Origin of the sequence: Leptospira ainlahdjerensis (genome assembly GCF_016919175.1) — a bacterium.
GTDB classification, from domain to species: Bacteria; Spirochaetota; Leptospiria; order Leptospirales; family Leptospiraceae; genus Leptospira; species Leptospira ainlahdjerensis.
Genome location: NZ_JAFFPU010000067.1, coordinates 80,530 through 100,241 on the forward strand (window position 1 = coordinate 80,530; position 19,712 = coordinate 100,241).

Below are 19,712 nucleotides of genomic sequence, written 5' to 3' on the forward strand. Positions count from 1 at the left end.
TCGGAAAGAGTGGGAACTCCTCCGTTTTCGATCGAGGAAACAATCTCTCGAAAACCGAAAGACTGAGAAATACAAGACGACTGTAAGACCTCTTACGAATTTTCTTTCGGATTTTGAAAGAAGCTTCCAATACGATCGAACTTCCGCAAAATTCCATCCGGATCCGACCGAAATTGTATGAGCCCAAAGAGAATCTATTTTTATCGGATGGACGCAAGAGGCCGCCTATTTCACGAAAAGAGCGAACTGAACGATCCGAACTTCCTGGATTTTTTTATCTCCAGAATCCGTAAAAATAAAACCGGACTTCATACAGAATTTCCCTATCTTTCCATTTGTGCGGGAGAATGGAATTTTATCCAACCCGAAACTTCCGTCTTTGTATTTCAAAGATTGGAAGAAGCAAAACTTTTCTATGCGCCGAGTCTCGCCCTTCCCTTTCAACCGAATCAGTTGAGAATTTTTAGAAATTCCTTGGTTCATCCGGATCCTCTCGGAGAATGGGGTTCTTTTTCCAGAGAACTTCTATTCGAAATTTCCAATCAAGTGATAGAAAGAGAAAACGAATTTTATTTTCAATTCGGACCCGAAGAGTTTCGGATTCCCGTCCTTTTGTAAACTTCCCAATCACTTCTATTGCGGATCATTCGGAATGGATTCAAAACTCAGATCCAATCCTGACCTGACCTGACGAGCATTTCCTTTTAAAATCCGTACAAAACAAAGTTAAAAATTCATCCCATCAAGTTATCAAATTGCAAATATAAATTTCGATATTTATTCCCCATTCCATTCCGAAAAAGATACTTCCAATTATTTGAATATTCAACTATTGGAATTTATTTTAAGAATCCAATCCGATTTTATCCGAATTCTTCTTGCCCCTGATCAACCGACAAGAAACGATAAGCCACTTTTTTCTAAAAAAACGGAGGTAGAATGTTATCGCAGGAAGATTTAGGCGAACTGAGCGGTCCTTTGTCGATCAGCGTCGCGACAAGAAATGCGGATCTGAAACCACATTTCGCAAGGGCTTTTGGTGTTCGACTCAACGAGGAACAAACTAGAATGACCGTACTGGTTCCCAAAGTTGTAGTGGAAAGCTGTTTAAACGATATTCAGGACAACGGCTGGATCGCAACTACGGTCGCACACATGTCTTCCTTTAAAACCAGACAGTTCAAAGGAAGGGTACAACAAATCGACGAATGTTCGGATGAGGATTACGATTTGATGCAAAAAATCCGCGAGGCGGGATCCGAAACGAGTAGAATGTTTTTTGGACCGAATGCCGGAGAAGGTTGGGGAAAATACATTCTAAAACCGGCCGTGGCAATCACTTTTGAACTTTCCGAACTTTTTGAACAATCCCCCGGAGCCAAAGCAGGAGAAAAATTAAAATGATCACAGAGGAGATTCATCCTTGTTTGCAAGGAATCGTTCCAAGCATAATGGTTACCTCATCCAAAGACGGAATTCCGAACGCTACGATCGTTAGCCAGGTGTATCCGGTGGATGAAAATCATGTCGCGATCTCCAACCAATTCTTTGGAAAAACTCATAAAAACGCCGTGGAAAATCGACACGCTGTGCTTCAGGTTTTAAACCCGGAGAATTTAGAACCTTGGATCTTAGAAATTTATTACCAAAGAACCGAGACGGAAGGAGAATTATTCGAAGCGATGGAAATGCAGCTCGAAGCGATCGCATCCATGTCCGGGATGAGCGACGTATTCAAACTCAAGGCGGCTGATATCTTCGAAGTTCGATCCATTCGAAATCTCGCCGAAGCGAAGGAGATCTAATCGTGCCGAACGATCCGGAGATTGAAAATTTTAAAAAACAATTCGTAGAAAATCAAAAGGGAATCGAAGAATTAAACCAGAAACTTCATCGTAAAACGAGAGAAGTTGAAATCATCCAATCGATATCCGCCGAAATTTTAAATACACTCGATCTGGATCAGATTTTTGAAAGAATTATGAAAGTGATGGATGAGGTTTTCGGATTCAAACACGCCTTGATTTTGATGGTGCAGGAAGGATTCGAGATTCTGAAAGTAGTGGCCAGCCGAGGTTATGAGGAAGTCGGAATCGGCGCCAAAGTAGAGTTTGGACAGGGGGTGATCGGAGTCGTAGCAAAGAGAAAAAAAATCATGCGTATGGTCGGAATCTCCACTCAGATGCGTTATGCGGGACAGGTCGGTCAATCGATGGGAATGGAAGAAAAAAAAATTGAACTCCCCGGTTTAAAAGACGCCAAAAGTCAGATCGCGATTCCACTTCTCGTCAAAGAAAGATTGCTCGGAGTTTTTGCAGTGGAAAGCTCCGAGATCAATGCCTTCAAATTATTGGATGAGGTAATCCTCAGCGTCGTCGGAAATCAAATCGCGGTCGCGATCGAAAACGCAGCCGCCTATCACACCCAACAGCAACTTTCCGAAGCTTACAGCCGTTTTGTTCCCAAGGAAACACTTGCTCTCTTAAGCAAACGATCGATTTTAGAAACCCAACTCGCGGATCAAACGGAAGGTCTCATGACAATTATGTTTTCTGATATCCGAGGGTTTACAACTCTTTCCGAAAAGATGACTCCTAGCGAAAACTTTCGTTTTATCAACGACTATCTAGGAATGATTGCTCCCGTAATTCGAGAGCATCACGGATTTATCGATAAGTTTATAGGAGACGCAATCATGGCGATCTTCCCGACTCGGGCTGAAGATGCGGTCGAAGCGGCATTGGCGATGAGAAAAACTCTTCGAAAATTCAACGAAATCAGAAAAAGTCAAGAGCAGGAAGAAATCGATATTGGAATCGGAATTCATACGGGTCATCTGATGCTCGGAATCATCGGACATGAAAATAGAATGGAATGTACGGTGATCGGTGATAGCGTTAATCTCGCATCTCGGATCGAAGGTTTGACGAAACAATTCGGATGTCCGATCGTTGCAAGCGAAGTCACGATCGCTTCTCTAAAAGATCCAACACAGTTTCCGCACGAATTTATCGACGAAGTTACAGTGAAAGGAAAATCCCAGGCTGTCAAAATTTACAAGATTGAAAGTTAGAATGAATCATTCCCACTCGATCGTTCCCGGCGGTTTGTTCGTAAGATCAAAGAACACATAACGAATCCCGGGGATTTTGAGAACTTCCGTTTTGATTTCTTGTAAGAGTTCCCGCTTCATCGGAAAGAAGTTAGCCGTCATCGCTTCTTGAGATTCCACCGGACGAAGCACGATACTTTTCTCGTCATCTTTTTCACCGATCGGAAGAAGAACCACGGGCATTTGCCAGATCTGATTGTAAAGTCCCGCTTTGAAGATGATGGACTCGACGATAGAATCCGCTTCCCGAAGAAGATCGGAGCATTTTTTATCGAGCTGCATCCCCGTAAAACGGAAGGTTAGATTTTTTACGTTCTTCTCAAAAGGAAGAAGTACCACACGATTGATAAAGGAGAACTGGTTGGAAAGATGTGTCGCGATACGATCCAGAGTTTTCCAATCCGTATCGATGTCGTTTAACACCGCGCAGTTGGCGTATGACCTTCGATCTCCTTTTACACCCACGCTCGCAACCGGAAGAATTCGTCCAGACAAACCGTTCTGAGTCGAAAGATAGGCATCGATTTCTTTTTGATCTGCATCAGAACTCGTTTTTTCCACGGCGAGCATACGAACCACAAGACCTGGGCCCGGAAAGGGATGACGACCCACCCACTCCGGTTCCAAGCCGAGAAGAATACCCAAGTCCCGAACTTCATCCTTATAAAGATCTCGAATCGGTTCGATCACCTTTCCTTCTTCGATGAGTTTTTGAATCGCTTCCACTCGGTTATGATGTGTTTTGATCGTATGAGAATGTTTGGTCCCGCCGGATTCGATCGTGTCCGGATAGATTGTTCCTTGTCCGAGGAGCCAATCCCCGTGTTCCAGATCCAATTCCTTAACGGCGCGATCCCGCGCTTCCAGAAAAAGATTTCCAACGATCTTTCGTTTTTCTTCGGGATCGGATTTTCCTATTAGACTTTCGTAAAATAGATTGGATTCGTCTCTCACCGTTAGGTGAATATTTTGCGACTTGAGTTTTTCTTGAAGAGGAAGGACTTCACCCTTTCTCATAAATCCGGTATCGATTAAAAATCCGAGAACTCTTTCGGTTCCAAGGGCTTTACAAAGAAGAAGATACGAAACCGTGGAATCGACTCCTCCCGAAACGAGCATAAAAACCTTTTGCTCCGGCCTTACGGTCTCTTGAATTTCTTTGATTTTTTCCTTGAGGAATTGATCGATTCCCCAAGTGCGGGAAGCTCCGCAGATTTCAATAAAGTTATCAAGAAGAATGGAACCCTTTTCGCTGTGACTGACTTCAGCGTGGAATTGAATTCCAAAAATTTTCTTAGAAGAATTTTCTACGACCGCATATCCGCAGTCTTTGGAAGACGCGATTCTTGAAAATCCATCGGGAAGTTTTACAACCTCGTCCGCATGATTCATCCAGACCTGTTCTCCACCCACGAAATTCTTCAATAAAGAATTTCCGTTGGAAGAATGAAGTTCTAAGGATGCCGGTCCGTATTCTCCCGTACCGGAACGTTCGACAACTCCACCTAAGAGCTTCATGATGAGTTGATGACCGTAACAAATTCCTAAGACGGGAATTCCGAGTTCAAAAAGTTTTGTTGTGATGGTTGGAGAATCCGGTTCGTAAACGCTCTCGGGTCCTCCGGAAAGAATGATGCCTGCGTATTTTTGATAGCTGGAAAGAGGTTCTTCGTTGGAAAGAATTTCCGTATAAGCGCCGAGCCTTCGAATCCTGGATGCGATCAGGTGGGCATACTGCCCTCCGAAATCAACTACGGCAATTTTCTTTTGGATTTCCATTCCACCCCTCAGAGAACTTTGATGCAGACTCGGATTCAGGAAAAAGAATTTTCCTGGGGGAAAGATTGAAAAGTCTGGTCATGAAAGGAACAATCCATGGAAACAATCAATCCAGAGACCTACGACGGAAGACAAGATCATATCCCGGCCCTAAAAACTCCCGAAATCGAATCTTTCACCAATGTTTACGAGGGAAAGGATTATACAATCGATTTTACTGTTCCAGAGTTCACGGCGGTTTGTCCTAAGACCGGCCTTCCCGATTTCGGGATCATCGAAATTTCCTACGTTCCCACAAACCGTTGTATCGAATTGAAATCTTTCAAAGAATACATTCTTAGCTATCGAAACGTAGGAATCTTTCACGAGTTCGTTGTAAATAAGATTCTTGACGATCTTGTCAAAGCGATTGATCCGAAATATCTAAAGGTGATCGGCGATTACAATCCTCGCGGCGGAATCAAAACCATCGTAACCAGAGAATACCAAAAAGCGTAAGGGAATTCCGAACAAGATGGATTCAGTAACATTCTTAGGTTATATCGCTTCCCTTTTGACCACGGTTTCCTTTCTTCCCCAGCTCATTCGAATCGTGATGGGAGGAAGCACAAAAGACATCTCGAGAAATATGTACGTCGTTTTTGTAACGGGAGTCGTGATATGGTTTATCTACGGTTGCCTCAAACAAGATTTTCCGATCATCCTAGCCAATATCTTTACCTTTATTTTCACCTCGATCATCCTCTTCTTTAAATTGAGAAACGACTCGAGAGGGAAATGAGAAAATCACAACCTTTTTTTTATAGTTTCTCCGTTGCAGTTCCTACAAAGAAGAATTTTTATAGAAAAAAATCAACACCGGGACCGTTGGATTTCTCCCCGAACTCAATCCGTCACACGCAGTATTTTTGAGTCTTTCGTCAGCCTGCACAGAAGATTTCTAAATCTTCACCCCAAAAGATGGAAGCGAGAATTTCTGAAACAAGATTCCTTTGTAGGAGCTTCTACATTCGCGAATTTTACTCGCCAAGAGTAAAATTTTAGGATCTTGAAAAATTCTCCCGAGATTCTTTCACAACCGAACTAAACTCAGAACCTTTCGTATAAAAGTATTTTGAAACCGAAGAAAAATCGACTAAAGCACCTACAAATCTTCACGGAGGACGGCTGTTCCAAATTCAATCCATTCATTTTCCAATATATTCTTTATTTATAATATATTAGAAAGAACTCGATTCTCGTTTCAGAAAAGACTCCCACAAAGATCCAACCTTCCTCACAGGAAGGAATCATTCTTTCGTTTACCTCAAGACTCATTCCATCTTTCGAATGATATGATCCGTATCGTCCGAGATAAAGATGTTCGTTCCATCGGACGTGATTCCAAAGGGAGTGGAAAAGGACGCCGCAGTCGCCGCGGAGCCAGGACAAGGAGGAGCCGCGTAGTGAACCCCGGAGGAACTTCCTATCTTTCCAATACATCCGGAGATCGTTCCCGTTGGATGGGGAGATACAAGATCGATTGTCCGAATCAATCCGCTTCCTGCGTCCGTCACATAAATTTTTTGACCGTCGGAAATCAGCCCCGTCGGCGCTGAAAAAGCGGCTCCAATTCCTGTAGGCGCGTCGTAGGAACCTGAATTTCCCCCCGCGATTACGGAAAGAGTCGAAAGCGAAAGATCCAACTTCACAATCGCATCCGCGTTCGTGCTCGCGATAAAAAGTGAATTTCCTTGAAGATACAGTCCTTTCGGAGCGTTCAATCGAGTGGCGGTCGCGGAACCGTTTCCGATTCCGGCAAGTCCCGTTCCTGCAATCGTGGAAACGGTTCCCGTTCTCTGATCGATTCTTCGGATTCTATGGTTTGCGCTATCGGAAACATAAATTTTGACTCCGTCTACGGAAAGATGATTCGGTTGATTCAACCTCGCAGCAGCGATCGGTCCGTCCAGAAACCCGGAAGCGTTCGCGGGAACTACCGTGGTTTGGATCCCGGTTCCTAAATCGTATTTTACAATCGCTGAAGAATTCTCCCCACAAACGTAAACATAAACTCCATCCGTCGCAACTCCTCTCGCTTTTGAGAATGTAAAAAGATCGGAGACATTTCTTGTGGTGATCTCGATCGCTCTTACTTTACCGTTCATAAAGTCCGCGACAAATAGATTCTTTCCGTCCGTAGCAATCTGGCTCGGATCGTCGAAAATCGCCGCGTTCCCGATTCCATTGGTATGGCCGTTCGTCGCCAACTGTCCTGCGAAAATAATTCCACCGCTCAAAACTTCCATATTTCCCGTGAGAAAAGAAAGATCGTTAAAAACGGAATTTCCGCCCGAAATTGTTCCGCTTATCCCTGTTTGACAATGGACTCTAACATCCGTTATATGGGAACTCACGATCGTTCCGTACATCATCGCTATCTTACAAAATTGTCCGGGAGGATTGGAAGTGATCTCGAGATTGAACGTATCCGAAGCCGACAAACCGAGAGGCATCGTAAAACTTCCGTTTGCGTTGACAGTCAAAATATCGGAATTCACCGAATTTCTCAAACCCACACTTCCGGATAAACCGGTGACGGTTCCTCCCAAGCTGTACTGATTGACGCAAGAAATGGAAGGAGAAGAAACATTTCCTCCAGCAACCGTTCCCGACCCGAAGCTTACGCTGCAAAATTGAAGCGGTGAGTTTGGTTGACTTGAGACCGTCACCGTATAAGTAGATCCGTCCGCAAGAGAGGTCGGAAAAACGAACGTAGAACCGGAAACCGAGATCTCGTCTCCTCCGTTGTTCCTGAGTTTCAAACCCGTTCCGTTCAAACCAGTAACACTTCCGCCGATCGTATAAGAGGAAGAAGAACAAACCACCCGAACGTCGGAAACGTCTCTCGAAACGATCAAACCGGTTCCATTTGCGACGGAACAAGTCTGATTGGGAAGAGATGGATTTATAAGAACCATGACTTGGTAAATTTTTTGGTTCTCCAGAAGAGTCTGAAATTTAAAATCCCCATTTGAAAAGACGTCTAACGTTTCTTCTCCATTGATTTGCAGCCTAAGACCGGTCCCAGTGAGACCCGAAATAAAACCAGATACGGAATAAGGCCCTGGACTTACGACCGACGTGATTGGAAATCCGAAAATACCCTTAAAAGAAAGATGCTGATCATTTCGATCACCTAAACAAGCTTGGAAAAAAAGAAAGAATAAGACCGTCAATCCGTGTAAAAATCTAAAAATCCGCATGTGTTCTCCCGAAATCATGGCCTCCAACCCAGTATTTCTAGATTCTCATCCGGCAAAAAGTATACTGAATTTGCAAAGGCCAGGACATTCTACCCGAAAACGGGAAATCAATAAATTACACTTATAAACCGCAAATCCCTACATTATAAGATTCCTATTTTAAAGAAAGAACGACGTTTTCATAATTCTTTATAAAAAGCAAATCCCAGTCTTGATTTCGGAATCCAAGTATCAAAAGCATTTTATAGAAAGAATCTCTAAATCTCACCTTTTTGTTTTCGAAAAAAACGCGGGGTCACCCCTACCTCTTTTTTGAAAGTTGCGTTGAAAACGGAGAGAGAATTGAACCCGCTTTCATAGGCGATCGTAAGAATGGTTTTTTCACCTTCGTTGAGAAGAGAATCTTTCGCTTCTTGAATTCGATAAAAGTTTACAAAGGAATTAAAATTCGTGTTCAAGTATTGATTTAAAAGTTCTGAAAGTTGATGCGGGGAAATTTCCAATCTTTCGGACATCGACTTCAAACTCAGACCGGGATCCAAATGAGCTTTTTTTGTGACCATCAAACAAATCACTTTTTTCTTCATTTCTTCCGGGTTCAGCCGATTCAGCGTGCTCTTTTCGTACTGAAGACGACTCATCGTCTCCGAAAGCAGATTGAAAGTGATCGGATAAATCTGACTTACAAAAAAGGTGTAAACGATGATACAGAAAAAAAGAAAAAGAAGAAGCCGATACAATTCTAAAAAGTGATCCTGAAAATGGAGTAAAAAACGGGTTCCGATAAAAATGCTAACCGAAGTGGAAAAAAGCGAGAGCACAAAGATGACAAAGATATGAAAAGGCCAGCCAATTCTTAAAAAGTTTCCTTTAAAGATCAGAAAAAAACTCCGGGCAAGCACTACCAAATATCCGCAAGGAACGAATGAAACCAAATAATAAAGAACATTGTATCGACTTTTAAAATCGGCGCTCAAGTCTCGAAACGAAGGGTTGTAAAAAAAAATCAGAGCGGTATCGCAGAAATAATAAATCAGGAAGAGCAAAGAAGGCAGAAGATGAGCGAAGATCTTTCGATCCGAAAATTGCATGACTCCGATCATCATATTAAAATAAATAAACAGCGAAGGTCCGATCAGAAGGATAAAAAAGATTTCCACAGCGTAAAAATGTGAATACTCCATCCACAGTCCGCAGAGAATAAAAAATCCCTTGATCTGAAAGATTCCCATCGAACTAAATATTCCGAACAAAATCCAATTTCGAATCGAAAATCCTTTCATTATCTGCACAAGAGCAAGCATAAACGAAAGAAGAGAACCGAATAAATAGATATTATTGAACATCAGACGATCATTGAGGGATTCACAGAAATTTTCTTAAGTCCACTTCCCAATAGACGAAGCTTCCATCGAAAAGGACTTATAAAATTTACTTTCGTTTCTTTTTCCCAAGAGAAACGAAAGTAAATTTCCGTGGATTCCACTTTTCACAAAAATCTTAGGAAAGATTTTCTCAATTCAGATTAAAATTTGTGGAAGAGGAGGAAGGGAGAACTTGTCCGCGATTTTCAAATTGATTTTCCCTAAATTGTTTCGGAGTCAATCCTGTTTCCAAAAAAAAGGCCCGATGAAACGCCGAGGTTGAATTGAATCCCACGGCCACTCCGATCGATAAAACGGTCCGTTCCGGCTCTTCGAGCAACATCGACTTTGCAGCCTCAACTCGATAGAAATTGATAAAACGATTAAAACTCAAACCCAAGTATTCGTTGATAAAAGCTGAAAGATGATGCACCGAAATCCCGACATCCTCGGCGAGCGCCGGTAATCTCAAATCCTCATCCAGATACACTTTCTCCACCTCAAAAAGGTTTTTTAACTTTTGATCGACTGCAAGAAGGTTTAGATTACCGAGAAGATTATATTTGACCTGCGACTTTCGACTCGAATAAGGATTCCGTTCGACAGCCGATACTTCGAGATAAGGAGGGATACGGTCCTCGACTTCTTTACGAAAAAGAATGTTCCATCTCTCCTTGGGAACAATCTCGTGAAGAACGATCGGAGACAGAAGAATAAAGTATTCATCGAGTACGACCAAGCTCGGGACCGAAGAAAAACCGTAATTTTGTCTGATCACTTCCAAACCTTTTACAACCAAGATCACCGTGAGAAACGGAAGCAGATTGATCCGCTCCTCCCCGGTTCTTCGAAATCGAACAAGAATATCCACAAAGATCAAAATATAATAGATGCTTATAAAAAAGGAAACCGACGCAATCAAACCGGGAAGCGAATTTTTAGGTAAGAATTTCCAGATCAAAAAAATAAAACTCGAAGTTAGAATCGATTGAATCACAATTTTGATTGGATCCAAAAAAGCCCCTTGGGAATCCAAGTCCGTTTCCGTGGCGATTCCCGACCTCAGCTTTTTTTGAAAGTGATAAAAAACGAGTGCCGCCATTAGGGACGAAAAAACAAAAAAGAACTCTAAGGCGGAACAGAAAAGGCCACCTTCCGTCGAACAACTGGTGGCAGAGTAAGACCAGAGAATACATCCCAAAGAAAGAAAGAGAAGAGCTTGATACGACCTCAATTCATCAGATTCTTTTTTGAAGCGTAAGAACCCTATCAGTATATAAAGCAGAGCTGAAATAGTTAAGAAACGATTGTCCATATTTTCCTATTCAATGTAAAATCGATTTCATTATAAATTCATAGAATGAAAAATTCCCCCGAAATGATAAATTCGGAGGAAAATAGTAGATGGAATTCGCCGAAGTTTTCTTATCTCACGGTTTATAAGGAGAGAACTTTCTTATAGTTTGTATAAAAAACAAACTATCTAAGAGGAAGATCGATTGGTTTTCGCGAAATGAATCAGAAAAAATCCCCGACTTCGCAGAACGAAATCGGGGATTCTCAAACTCATCTTATTGAGGTTTGACTTGATCTTTGAGAGACTTTCTGGAATTCTCCAAGGCTTCTTTGTCCTTATCAATGCCCGACTTGATATTTTTTCTTTCTTCGTCTGCGGCATTTTTAATGGCTTCTCTTTCCGCCTTCCCGGATTCCTTTACTTCATCGATCATTCTTTTGTTTTCTTCTTTTGTGGACTGGATCAATTCTTGGTTTCTTTGTTTTTGTTCTTCGAGACCTTGTAGGATTCTTTCTTTGTTTTCCTTAAAGTCTTTGAGAATTTCTTCGATTCTTTGTCTTTGTTCTTCGGTTACGGATTGAACGGTCGCTGCGTCTTCTTGCAGTTCTTTGAGTTCATCCTCGGACAACTTACCTTCGGTCTGATTCTTACCATCCGAAGTGACTTTCTCTCCCGCGTCCGCGGTGTTTACTTGATCTGCGTTGTCATTGTCTACAACTTCCACAGATCCTTCCGAGACAAGAGTTTCCGATTGATTTCCTTCCACTTCGACTTGGAAATCGGTTCCTCGAACGGCCGCCGTCACGGTCGGAGTGCTGACTTTGAAACCAGAAGATTTACTCAGCTTCGTACCGACCTTCGAAAAGATCTTTCCTTTGTTCAGACTCAAATCCGTGTAGATTTCGGCATTCTTCGAATCCACAAAAATCTTGTTGAGCGTAAGAATCGTATTTTCCTTTACGCGGATAATCACTCCATCCATCAACTGAACGTCTGCGTAAGAAGCCTTTCCGGTTTCGATTCTATCCTCCGGAAGAATGAACTCGGAAACCCCAACCTTCTTTTCCTTTCCGCTTTTGTCGGAAAGTTTCACGGTTCCTTTGATAAAAGTAAAAACACCGCCCTGAAGGTCCTCTTTTTTGGATTTGCTACAGTCGATTGCGAATAAGACGATCAAAGCGAGGTATAAACCCTTTTGAATCATTCTGGTTCTCCCATTTATAAATTCTTTCCCGGCAAAGTAGCACGAAATTTATTTCAAGTCCAGAGTTTTCCCTTTTTTGGAACTCATTGTGGATTGTGATTTGTGAAGAATTCTTCCCTGGAAGCGAAGCGGCGGGAAAAGAACCAAAGAAAAGGGGTTGCCGTCTAAGGAGTGATTAGAAAATTGATCTTGGAACCTGTTTTTTAAGCGACCGGGAGACCAACTCAGGAGAATCGAAGCCTATGGCGACTAAAATTGCGTATGTAGATAAGGACAACTGCACTTCCTGTAATCAATGTGCGGACAACCTTCCGAAATACTTTCAGATGGATGACAATGATACTTCGGAAACTCATATCGGCGGAGAGACAATCAACAACGCTGCGATTCCTGAAGAAGACTGGAAGATCGTTCAAAAAGAAATGGACGAATGCCCCGGCGAATGCATTCAGTGGAAGAAGTAATTATAAACTTCTTTCTTTGAAGAAACAAAAAAGGCGGCTCCAAAGCCGCCTTTTTTGTCTTCGTTTGATTTTAAAGACCTTCCAAGTTTTTTAAGAATTTCCGAATTCTACGCTCTTTCTAAAAAAGTTCGAAACTACCATTCTTCCCTCGACTAAATCCGCTTTCATCAATCGAAGTCGAACTGGAAGCCTCTCCGATCAGGAGACGACGGAGATTTTTTGGTATTTCTGAGATCCACGTCCAAAAGTACAAACCGCGAGGATCAATATTCTTGTTCGGATCTTGTGGAACCCAAAAGTTCGTCCGGAATGTCTTCCACTCGATCTCCGATCTGAATCGCAAGCCTGCTTCCCACTCTTCCCGGAAGGCATTTGAATTTCTTTCTTTCTCCGACTTTTACCGTCATCTCCGATCTCGTAGAAGTGTTTTCGAGTTTTACCACGTCTCCGATCGAAAGATTCATAAAGTCGTTGATGGAAACGTCTACGGAACCGACTTCCGCTATGAGAGGGATTGCGACTTGATCCAAACGTTCTTGGATTACGGCGCGGTTCTCGTCCAATTCCCCTTTTCGAATCGAAGAATACCAGTATTGCGCGGATAACTTATTGATGATCGGTTCGATCGTGATATAGGGAATACAAAGGTTCGTCATCCCTTCCACTTCCCCGATTTTTGTTTCGAGTGTGATCAAAACCACCATGTCATTGGGAGGAACGACCTGAGCGAACTGTGGATTGGTTTCGATGTTTCCAAGACGAGGTCTTAAGTCGATCACAGTGGACCAAGATTCTCTCATGTTCCCGAGAATTCTCACAATGATCCCTTCCATAACGCTCATCTCGATCTCCGAAAGTTCTCGGGAAATCTTGGCTTGTTCACCCTTACCGCCAAACAGACGATCGATGATCGTAAACGAAATCGAAGGGTCGATCTCTAAGATCGCGGAACCGCGCAGAGGATCCATGTTGATGACAGCAAGTGTCGTCGGGTTCGGAATCGAACGGATAAATTCTTCGTAGGTCAACTGATCCACCGAAGCCACGTGCACCGAAACGAGAGCTCGAAGCTGCGCGGAAAGTCCTGTGGTCGCAAGACGAGCGAAGGTCTCGTGCATCATCTGCAAAGTACGGATCTGGTCTTTTGAGAACTTATCCGGACGTTTGAAGTCGTAGATCTTTACTTTCTTCTGTTCGGATACGGACGCATAGTCCGACTCGTTTACTTCACCCGAACTGATGGCGCTGAGTAGCGCGTCAATTTCATCCTGCGATAAAATCTCTGTCATTTCTTTACCTTCGCTACTAAGTTAGACACTTTCCAGAAGCCGCCCTGTTCGTCGGGAACTCTTCTGAGAGTGTATGTGTATTCGTATTTGGAACGAAGACGATTCAACCTTCTTTCCACAAAGACGGTGACTTTTGCCAAACTCGGAGAAACATTCTCCACGCTTTGGATTCGATAAGAATCCAGAAGCCCAGCTCTGGACTCGGTCAGATACTTTTTAAAATTCTCGAGAAGAAAGTCTCTTTCCGATTCTTCCGATCGATTGTATTCTTCCGAATACTGATCATAAGCTTGGATGTATTCCGGAAAATAAATCCACTTGAAATGATGAGTCCAATTTTTTTTCTTCTCGGATCCGAGGAAAAGATGAATCACCTCTTCCGGTTCCAATCCATCCACGGTTGGATCTTTTTCAGGAATCGCGGATAGAACCGGTTCCTTGTGTTTTTCCTCGTAAAAGAAATAGGGCTGATTGCGGGAACGGATAAAAAGAGCGGGCATTTCCGTGATATTCGGATGAAAGTATGCGGTTACGAAATATTTCTTTCCAGGGCTTAGGTCAAAGCGAGAATTCAGATCGATTTCTTTGGAAAAGACCTCGTCCTTGTGCAGAATGATTTCTTTGATTTCCTTTCCTTCCAGAGATTCGATCGTGTTCCTTCTTTTTAAAACGGGATCGATTCTTCTTTCCTCGTCTCGTTCCGGAATCTGATTTCCGTCCTCGTCTCGAACCACGATTCGATAAGATTCCAAATCTCTTCCGGAAGGAAAAATTCTTACCACCTCGTTTCCTGTGTTCGTGATGGACATCTTTATGGGAATCCGGTCGTTTTCACGGAAGTGAATCTTCTTCAAATCCAGTGAGATGATTCCCTGTTGCCTGAGATAATTTTCGGATACGGAGCCTCGAGCGTCCCGTTTTGGGAAGGCCCAGAGGATCCAAGGAGTAAGGAGGATAACGAGGAGAATCCGGATCATTCTGGTTTATTTTCGGCAGTTTCTCCCAAAAGCTTTGAAAAAATCCCTCTTTTTAGTTCATCCCGGAGCTTTTGCGTCTTCGATAATCATCTCTGAAATTCGAATCAACCGTTTCAAAATAGCTCCTACCTGATCGTAGTCTTTATAACAGGCGATCAACTTCTCCATCGGAGGTTGCAAAAGAGAAATCGCTTTTGCAGAAAGGACCAGGGAACCGAGATTGTCTTCGTTTAACAAATGAAATGATTCGAGTTCGGTTAAAAATCGACTGATTTCTTTTATGAGAGCTTCGTCGGAAATATCGTTTTTTTCAAAGTAGGATTCAATTTTTAGAATATAATCGGTAAGAACCTGTTTGATCCTAGCCTCGTCGTCGGTGGGTCTTCTTTTTGCGGTCAGAGAATTGATGACTCCGTATTTCGACATCGCGGTTTCGTAATACGAGTTTACTTCCTGCCGTTTGAAATGAACGATTCGAAACAATCTCAAAATTCCGACCAGACGGTCCGGAAGATTTTTTCCGTCGTTGGTTTCCATGATCGCGACCCTGCATTCGGACTCCTGCACTGAAAAGGTGGAAAGTTTTTCAAGAATCCGATTTGTGCTGGAACCGGAAGTATACGCCCCCAGCTCTTTTACAACCGCTAGAAAACTTCCCACCTTGGCTTTGTCCGATTCGGTAGTCATTGTGCTGGAGTTGCCGCCGTTCTTTTGTCTACGATCAGAACTTTTTTAATCGTGGTTTTTGAATTTCCGGCGCTGACGATTCTATCCACAACTTCGCTTCCGGAAACCATCTGTCCGAATACCGTATGAAGTCCGTCCAGATGAGGAGTATCCACTTGGTTGATAAAAAATTGCGAACCATTGGTGTTCGGTCCGGCGTTTGCCATTGCGAGCGCACCCTTTACGGCTCTATGCGAATTGAGAGTTTCGTTGTATTTGTATCCGGTTCTAAAAAGAATTTCGAGGACTGATAATTTTTTGGCGTCTTCAAAGGCCTTTTCGATCAGTTCTCTTTTGGACTCCGCTTCTTCTCTGCTTTTGATTTGAAGCTCGTTCGCAACCGCTCTTTGCAGTTGGTATTGATAGTAAGGAGCTTCTCCCGCTTTTAACTTATCCAGGCCCAGAGACTTTCCGTTGATCTCGTCGTCGAACTCATAACCCGGGCCTCCGGTCCCGTCTCCTCTCGGGCATCCGCCTTGGATCATAAAATCCTTGATCACTCGGTGAAACGTAAGTCCGTCATAAAACGGTTTTTTAACCTTTTGTCCGAATCGAGTTGTGAATTCTTTTTCGCCTTGGGCAAGATCGATAAAATTCTGAACCGTTTTAGGAGCGTCCTTATCAAAAAGTTCCACTGCGATATTTCCCTGAGTCGTAAGAAAGATCGCGTAAATCGCCGGTTTATCCGGTAAAACCAGGACTGCGTTATCCGGTCTTGGAACTACGACGGAAGACGGCGAATACTGAGCCGGTTGATATCTGGATTCCGCAAACGGATTTCGATTGCAGGCAAAAAAACAAAGTAAGAGTAAGATCCAGGAAAATTTTCTCATAACGGCCATTTTTCAGCTTCCTTCAAAGATTCCAGCGCAATTTTTAATTGTTCTTCCTGTCTTTTCCGGGAAGTCCCTCCGTAAGAAATTTTTTTATCAGCCGAAAGTGAAAGGGAAACCGCGGCCTCGTATTCTTTACCTGCAAAGTGTTCCGAAACGGAAATTCGATCCGATTCGGAAAGATCAAAGAGGGTTTTCTTTTGTTCCACACAAACCCCGACCAAGGTTCCTACGAGTTCGTGAGCCGTTCGAAAGGGAATTTTCTTTTCGTTCACAAGAAAGTCTGCAAGATCGGTCGCCGTAGCGAAACCGTTTTTCAGAGAAGTTTCCGCGCGTTCCGGAACCCAGACCCAACCCTCGACCATCGCTTGGATTCCTTCCAAACTGATCTGAACCGTTTCGATCGAATCAAAAAGCGCGAGTTTGTCTTCTTGCAGATCCCGATTGTAAGTCGAGGGGAGACCTTTGAGCATCACCAAAAGATGATTGAGATTTCCGATCACCCTTCCCGACTTCCCACGGATGAGTTCGGCGATATCCGGATTTTTCTTTTGAGGCATGATCGAAGAACCAGTTGTCAGAGAATCCGGTAGTTTTAGAATTCCAAATTCTTGCGAAGAATAAAGAATGATGTCTTCGCAGATCCGCGATGCGTGGATCATCAACTGACTCGCGGCAAATAGGAATTGTAGAATATGATCCCGGCTCGCCACACCGTCCATGGAGTTGTGCGAAATTGTGGAAAGACCCAATTCTTTTTTTAAAAATTCCCGATCGGTTGGATAGTTGACTCCGGCCATCGCTCCCGATCCGAGAGCCAACTCGCTCGAAGACTGAAGAGCGAAGCGAAGAAATTCTTGATCTCTTTCCAAAGCCCAAAACCAAGAAAGCAAATACTGGGAACCACGAATCGGTTGTGCGACTTGAAGGTGAGTATAACCGGGGATGATTACGTCCACACTTTGTTTCGCTTTTTCATATAAGGAATTTCTTAAGTTGAAAATCGATCTTAGAATTTCTTTTCCCTGGTTCAGAATAAAAAGTCTTACGTCTTGTGTAACCTGGTCGTTTCTGGAACGAGCCGTGTGTAATTTTTTTCCGGTCTCTCCGATCAGTTCGGTGAGACGAGACTCGATATGCATGTGAATGTCTTCGAGTTCCGATTTGAATTCGAGTTTTCCTTCTTCGAGTTCGGTCCGGATCCGCGCGAGAGAAGTTTCGATTTGTGATAATTCTTCTTTGGTAAGAATTCCGATTTTTTGAAGCATTCTTGCGTGAGCGATACTTCCCTGGATGTCTTCTTTATAGAGTTTATGATCGAAGGAAACGGATTCTCCAATTCTTTCCAAAATCGAAGACGCTTTTTCTTGGAACCTTCCGCCCCAGAGTTTTTTTTCTTTTTGAGTCATAAGGACTTTGTCAGTTTATTTTTTACGGTTCTTTCTGGAAGTCTTCTTCCAAATCTTCAATCCAGTTTTTAAGAACTTCCAATTCTTCCTTGGAAATTTTCGAGTCCGGATGAAGCAGGACGTAATCTTGAAGAGGCATTTCTCCTTCTTCGAGGGCTTCCAGAATTTCATCCCCCTTTTTTGCTTTGTCTTTTTTACTCAAGGTTTCCCATTCCGAAAAATTCAACTCTGCCTTTCCCTCTTCCACGTGGTGATAGAGATAAACGTTGATCGGGAATACTTTCGTATACCAAGGCCATGCCGTGAGATCGGAATGACAGTCATAACAGGATTGCTTCAATATTTTTTTGACTTCGTCGGAAGTTCGAATTTCGTTCTCGTTCTTTCCGCTCGGAGCGCTCAGAGGGAGAAACTGAAGCAATCCGAGTCCGATTAACAAGACGAGCAGGATTCTCTTTTTCATGCGGTTTACCTTGGATCATTTCGATCCCTTCCCTTTTTTTTAAAATAGAAAAAACGGATTGAACTCTGAAAAAAATTTACGAAACTGCTCCACTCGGGAGAATGCGTCTTTCATGCCTGATTTTCTTTCCAATCTACCCGTGACCCTCTGGATCGGCGGCGGAATCTTTTTGATTCTTGCTGAATTTTTTATTCCCGGAACCTTCGTTGCCTTTTTAGGTACGGCGGGAATTCTTACAGGAATCCTCGTGTATTTTTTTGACTTCGGTCTCGGTTTGCAACTGGGAATCTGGGCCTCCCTTTCTACGGGTCTTATTTATGTAGGAAGCCAGACCATCCGAAAAATTTTTCCGGCTCAATCCGAACACGCGGTTCCCGGAAACGATCAGATCGGAAGACTGGTTCCCGTCGTCAAAGATGTCCTCGTGGAAAGAAAGGGAGGAAGAGTCCTGTTCCAAGGCGTAGAATGGGATGCGGTTTCAAAAAAAACACGCATTCCTCAAGGAAGCCAAGCGAGAATTTTGAGCAGAGACAATCTTACCTTTCTCGTGGAACCCATAGAACTTCCCGAAGAATGATTTTAAAATAAAAGACTAAAAGGAGAATTTATGTCCGCAGGATTTATATTCACGTTACTCTTCATTGCGTTGATCTATCTGATTCGGAAAACGTTCATCATCGTTCCGCAGCAGTATTGTTTCGTCGTGGAAAGAGTCGGAGTTTTTAAAGGAGCTCTGGAAGCGGGGTTTCACTTCCTTTGGCCGATCATCGAAGTCGTAAAATACAGACAAAATCTTAAAGAGATCGCGATCGATATCCCCCCTCAGATGTGTATCACAAAGGACAACGTCTCCATCTCCGTGGACGGAATTCTTTACCTAAAAGTTGTGGATCCGTATAAGGCTTCTTATGCGATCGAAAACTTTATGCTCGCGACTCAACAGCTCGCCCAGACGACTCTTCGCTCCGAAATCGGAAAACTCATCTTGGACCAGACCTTTGCGGAAAGAGACGATATCAATTCCCACGTTGTGCGCGCTTTGGACGAAGCAACCGATCCTTGGGGAATCAAAGTCACCCGTTACGAAATCAAAAACATTTCTCCTCCGAAAGAAATTCTTCATGAAATGGAAGAACAAGTAAAAGCGGAACGTGTAAAACGCGCAGAGATTACAATTTCGGAAGGAGAAAAACTTTCTCGGATCAATCGTTCGGTGGGAGAAAGAGAGGAAGCGATCAACGTTTCCGAAGGGGAAAAGATGAAAAAGATCAACGAAGCCGATGGAAAGGCCTTGGAGATCGAAGTAATCGCCGCGGCAAAAGCAAAAGGAATTCAAATGATCGCGGAATCCATTTCGAGAGACGGGGGTTCCGAAGCCGTGAACTTACAGATCACGGAAGACTATCTTACGGGACTGGGAACGATCTTGAGTGAATCCAAAACTACGATCCTTCCCGCGGAACTCGCAAACATCGCTGGGGTTTTCGAAGGGCTTTCCAAAGTGACCGGTAAACTTCCTGAAATCAAAACGGGAAAAGAGGAGAAGTAAG

20 protein-coding genes are annotated in these 19,712 nt (G+C 43.2%); 9 read left to right on the forward strand and 11 right to left on the reverse strand.

Annotated features, from left to right (window positions below):
• Positions 1-177: 177 nt before the first annotated feature.
• The 4 genes from JWG45_RS16445 to JWG45_RS16460 all read left to right on the forward strand — a co-directional run bounded on the left by JWG45_RS16445 (position 178) and on the right by JWG45_RS16460 (position 3,073).
• Positions 178-618: a DUF4505 family protein gene (locus JWG45_RS16445; protein WP_205280713.1), complete on the forward strand. Its 441-nt coding sequence runs from the start codon at positions 178-180 to the stop codon at positions 616-618.
• A 321-nt stretch (positions 619-939) separates the two neighbouring features.
• The gene (locus JWG45_RS16450) at positions 940-1,404 is read left to right on the forward strand and encodes a hypothetical protein (protein ID WP_205280714.1); all 465 of its coding nucleotides are present in this window, start codon (positions 940-942) and stop codon (positions 1,402-1,404) included.
• Positions 1,401-1,805, forward strand: coding sequence for a pyridoxamine 5'-phosphate oxidase family protein (locus JWG45_RS16455; protein WP_205280715.1), 405 nt, complete (start codon positions 1,401-1,403; stop codon positions 1,803-1,805). Before JWG45_RS16450 ends, JWG45_RS16455 begins: the two co-directional genes overlap by 4 nt.
• Before the next feature lie 2 nt (positions 1,806-1,807).
• Positions 1,808-3,073, forward strand: coding sequence for an adenylate/guanylate cyclase domain-containing protein (locus tag JWG45_RS16460; RefSeq protein WP_205280716.1), 1,266 nt, complete (start codon positions 1,808-1,810; stop codon positions 3,071-3,073).
• 6 nt (positions 3,074-3,079) lie between these two features.
• Here JWG45_RS16460 and guaA read toward each other — a convergent pair whose 3' ends face one another.
• Complete coding sequence (guaA, locus tag JWG45_RS16465) at positions 3,080-4,891, reverse strand: glutamine-hydrolyzing GMP synthase (RefSeq protein WP_205280717.1); 1,812 nt, start codon at positions 4,889-4,891, stop codon at positions 3,080-3,082.
• 96 nt (positions 4,892-4,987) lie between these two features.
• On the opposite strand from guaA, the gene queF reads away from it, so the two are divergent.
• Together queF and JWG45_RS16475 are read left to right on the forward strand one after the other, a co-directional pair.
• Positions 4,988-5,389 (forward strand): preQ(1) synthase, encoded by a 402-nt coding sequence (queF, locus tag JWG45_RS16470; protein ID WP_205280718.1) that lies wholly within the window; start codon positions 4,988-4,990, stop codon positions 5,387-5,389.
• A 16-nt stretch (positions 5,390-5,405) separates the two neighbouring features.
• Complete coding sequence (locus JWG45_RS16475) at positions 5,406-5,672, forward strand: SemiSWEET transporter (RefSeq protein ID WP_205280719.1); 267 nt, start codon at positions 5,406-5,408, stop codon at positions 5,670-5,672.
• Between the two features lie 532 nt (positions 5,673-6,204).
• On the opposite strand, the gene JWG45_RS16480 is transcribed toward JWG45_RS16475, so the two are convergent.
• From JWG45_RS16480 to lsa33, 4 genes are all read right to left on the reverse strand, one after another.
• A complete protein-coding gene (locus JWG45_RS16480) occupies positions 6,205-8,136 on the reverse strand; it encodes an NHL repeat-containing protein (RefSeq protein WP_205280720.1) in 1,932 nt (643 codons plus the stop codon).
• 257 nt (positions 8,137-8,393) lie between these two features.
• Positions 8,394-9,482, reverse strand: a complete 1,089-nt coding sequence (locus tag JWG45_RS16485; RefSeq protein ID WP_205280721.1) for a helix-turn-helix domain-containing protein — start codon at positions 9,480-9,482, stop codon at positions 8,394-8,396.
• A gap of 169 nt (positions 9,483-9,651) precedes the next feature.
• On the reverse strand, positions 9,652-10,815 hold the full coding sequence (locus tag JWG45_RS16490; RefSeq protein WP_205280722.1) for an AraC family transcriptional regulator: 1,164 nt from the start codon (positions 10,813-10,815) through the stop codon (positions 9,652-9,654).
• 256 nt (positions 10,816-11,071) lie between these two features.
• The gene (lsa33, locus tag JWG45_RS16495) at positions 11,072-12,001 is read right to left on the reverse strand and encodes a surface adhesin Lsa33 (RefSeq protein WP_205280723.1); all 930 of its coding nucleotides are present in this window, start codon (positions 11,999-12,001) and stop codon (positions 11,072-11,074) included.
• Positions 12,002-12,243: 242 nt separating this feature from the next.
• On the opposite strand from lsa33, the gene JWG45_RS16500 reads away from it, so the two are divergent.
• Entirely contained in the window at positions 12,244-12,465 is a 222-nt protein-coding gene (locus JWG45_RS16500; protein ID WP_069607179.1) for a ferredoxin, read from the forward strand.
• A gap of 263 nt (positions 12,466-12,728) precedes the next feature.
• Here the strand turns inward: JWG45_RS16500 and fliM are convergent, their stop codons facing one another.
• Genes fliM through JWG45_RS16530 form a run of 6 tightly spaced genes read right to left on the reverse strand, consistent with a single transcriptional unit; the run spans position 12,729 to position 18,162 of the window.
• Positions 12,729-13,754 carry a flagellar motor switch protein FliM gene (gene fliM / locus JWG45_RS16505; protein WP_205280724.1) on the reverse strand — a complete coding sequence of 342 codons (1,026 nt, stop codon included), beginning with the start codon at positions 13,752-13,754 and terminating at the stop codon, positions 12,729-12,731.
• The gene (locus JWG45_RS16510; RefSeq protein WP_205280725.1) at positions 13,751-14,731 is read right to left on the reverse strand and encodes a hypothetical protein; all 981 of its coding nucleotides are present in this window, start codon (positions 14,729-14,731) and stop codon (positions 13,751-13,753) included. The genes fliM and JWG45_RS16510 overlap by 4 nt, the downstream gene beginning before the upstream one ends.
• Before the next feature lie 57 nt (positions 14,732-14,788).
• Complete coding sequence (locus tag JWG45_RS16515) at positions 14,789-15,418, reverse strand: hypothetical protein (protein WP_205280726.1); 630 nt, start codon at positions 15,416-15,418, stop codon at positions 14,789-14,791.
• Positions 15,415-16,290 (reverse strand): peptidylprolyl isomerase, encoded by an 876-nt coding sequence (locus JWG45_RS16520; RefSeq protein WP_205280727.1) that lies wholly within the window; start codon positions 16,288-16,290, stop codon positions 15,415-15,417. Before JWG45_RS16520 ends, JWG45_RS16515 begins: the two co-directional genes overlap by 4 nt.
• The gene (argH, locus tag JWG45_RS16525) at positions 16,287-17,699 is read right to left on the reverse strand and encodes an argininosuccinate lyase (protein WP_205280728.1); all 1,413 of its coding nucleotides are present in this window, start codon (positions 17,697-17,699) and stop codon (positions 16,287-16,289) included. Before argH ends, JWG45_RS16520 begins: the two co-directional genes overlap by 4 nt.
• A gap of 22 nt (positions 17,700-17,721) precedes the next feature.
• Positions 17,722-18,162, reverse strand: a complete 441-nt coding sequence (locus tag JWG45_RS16530; RefSeq protein WP_205280729.1) for a heme-binding domain-containing protein — start codon at positions 18,160-18,162, stop codon at positions 17,722-17,724.
• Between the two features lie 112 nt (positions 18,163-18,274).
• Here JWG45_RS16530 and JWG45_RS16535 point away from each other — a divergent pair, with 112 nt between their 5' ends.
• Both JWG45_RS16535 and JWG45_RS16540 read left to right on the forward strand, forming a co-directional pair.
• The gene (locus JWG45_RS16535; RefSeq protein ID WP_205280730.1) at positions 18,275-18,739 is read left to right on the forward strand and encodes an NfeD family protein; all 465 of its coding nucleotides are present in this window, start codon (positions 18,275-18,277) and stop codon (positions 18,737-18,739) included.
• Positions 18,740-18,769: 30 nt separating this feature from the next.
• Positions 18,770-19,711: an SPFH domain-containing protein gene (locus JWG45_RS16540; protein WP_205280731.1), complete on the forward strand. Its 942-nt coding sequence runs from the start codon at positions 18,770-18,772 to the stop codon at positions 19,709-19,711.
• Position 19,712 lies beyond the last annotated feature (1 nt).

Bases quoted from the DNA above. Each gene is read 5' to 3' on its own strand.
- JWG45_RS16475 (WP_205280719.1), top strand. From the start codon at position 5,406: ATGGATTCAGTAACATTCTTAGGTTATATCGCTTCCCTTTTGACCACG.
- JWG45_RS16450 (WP_205280714.1), top strand. From the start codon at position 940: ATGTTATCGCAGGAAGATTTAGGCGAACTGAGCGGTCCTTTGTCGATC.
- JWG45_RS16540 (WP_205280731.1), top strand. From the start codon at position 18,770: ATGTCCGCAGGATTTATATTCACGTTACTCTTCATTGCGTTGATCTAT.
- JWG45_RS16485 (WP_205280721.1), bottom strand. From the start codon at position 9,482: ATGTTCAATAATATCTATTTATTCGGTTCTCTTCTTTCGTTTATGCTT.
- argH (WP_205280728.1), bottom strand. From the start codon at position 17,699: ATGACTCAAAAAGAAAAAAAACTCTGGGGCGGAAGGTTCCAAGAAAAA.
- fliM (WP_205280724.1), bottom strand. From the start codon at position 13,754: ATGACAGAGATTTTATCGCAGGATGAAATTGACGCGCTACTCAGCGCC.
- JWG45_RS16530 (WP_205280729.1), bottom strand. From the start codon at position 18,162: ATGAAAAAGAGAATCCTGCTCGTCTTGTTAATCGGACTCGGATTGCTT.
- queF (WP_205280718.1), top strand. From the start codon at position 4,988: ATGGAAACAATCAATCCAGAGACCTACGACGGAAGACAAGATCATATC.
- JWG45_RS16455 (WP_205280715.1), top strand. From the start codon at position 1,401: ATGATCACAGAGGAGATTCATCCTTGTTTGCAAGGAATCGTTCCAAGC.
- JWG45_RS16515 (WP_205280726.1), bottom strand. From the start codon at position 15,418: ATGACTACCGAATCGGACAAAGCCAAGGTGGGAAGTTTTCTAGCGGTT.
- JWG45_RS16535 (WP_205280730.1), top strand. From the start codon at position 18,275: ATGCCTGATTTTCTTTCCAATCTACCCGTGACCCTCTGGATCGGCGGC.
- JWG45_RS16510 (WP_205280725.1), bottom strand. From the start codon at position 14,731: ATGATCCGGATTCTCCTCGTTATCCTCCTTACTCCTTGGATCCTCTGG.
- JWG45_RS16445 (WP_205280713.1), top strand. From the start codon at position 178: ATGAGCCCAAAGAGAATCTATTTTTATCGGATGGACGCAAGAGGCCGC.
- JWG45_RS16490 (WP_205280722.1), bottom strand. From the start codon at position 10,815: ATGGACAATCGTTTCTTAACTATTTCAGCTCTGCTTTATATACTGATA.
- JWG45_RS16500 (WP_069607179.1), top strand. From the start codon at position 12,244: ATGGCGACTAAAATTGCGTATGTAGATAAGGACAACTGCACTTCCTGT.
- JWG45_RS16520 (WP_205280727.1), bottom strand. From the start codon at position 16,290: ATGAGAAAATTTTCCTGGATCTTACTCTTACTTTGTTTTTTTGCCTGC.
- guaA (WP_205280717.1), bottom strand. From the start codon at position 4,891: ATGGAAATCCAAAAGAAAATTGCCGTAGTTGATTTCGGAGGGCAGTAT.
- JWG45_RS16480 (WP_205280720.1), bottom strand. From the start codon at position 8,136: ATGCGGATTTTTAGATTTTTACACGGATTGACGGTCTTATTCTTTCTT.
- lsa33 (WP_205280723.1), bottom strand. From the start codon at position 12,001: ATGATTCAAAAGGGTTTATACCTCGCTTTGATCGTCTTATTCGCAATC.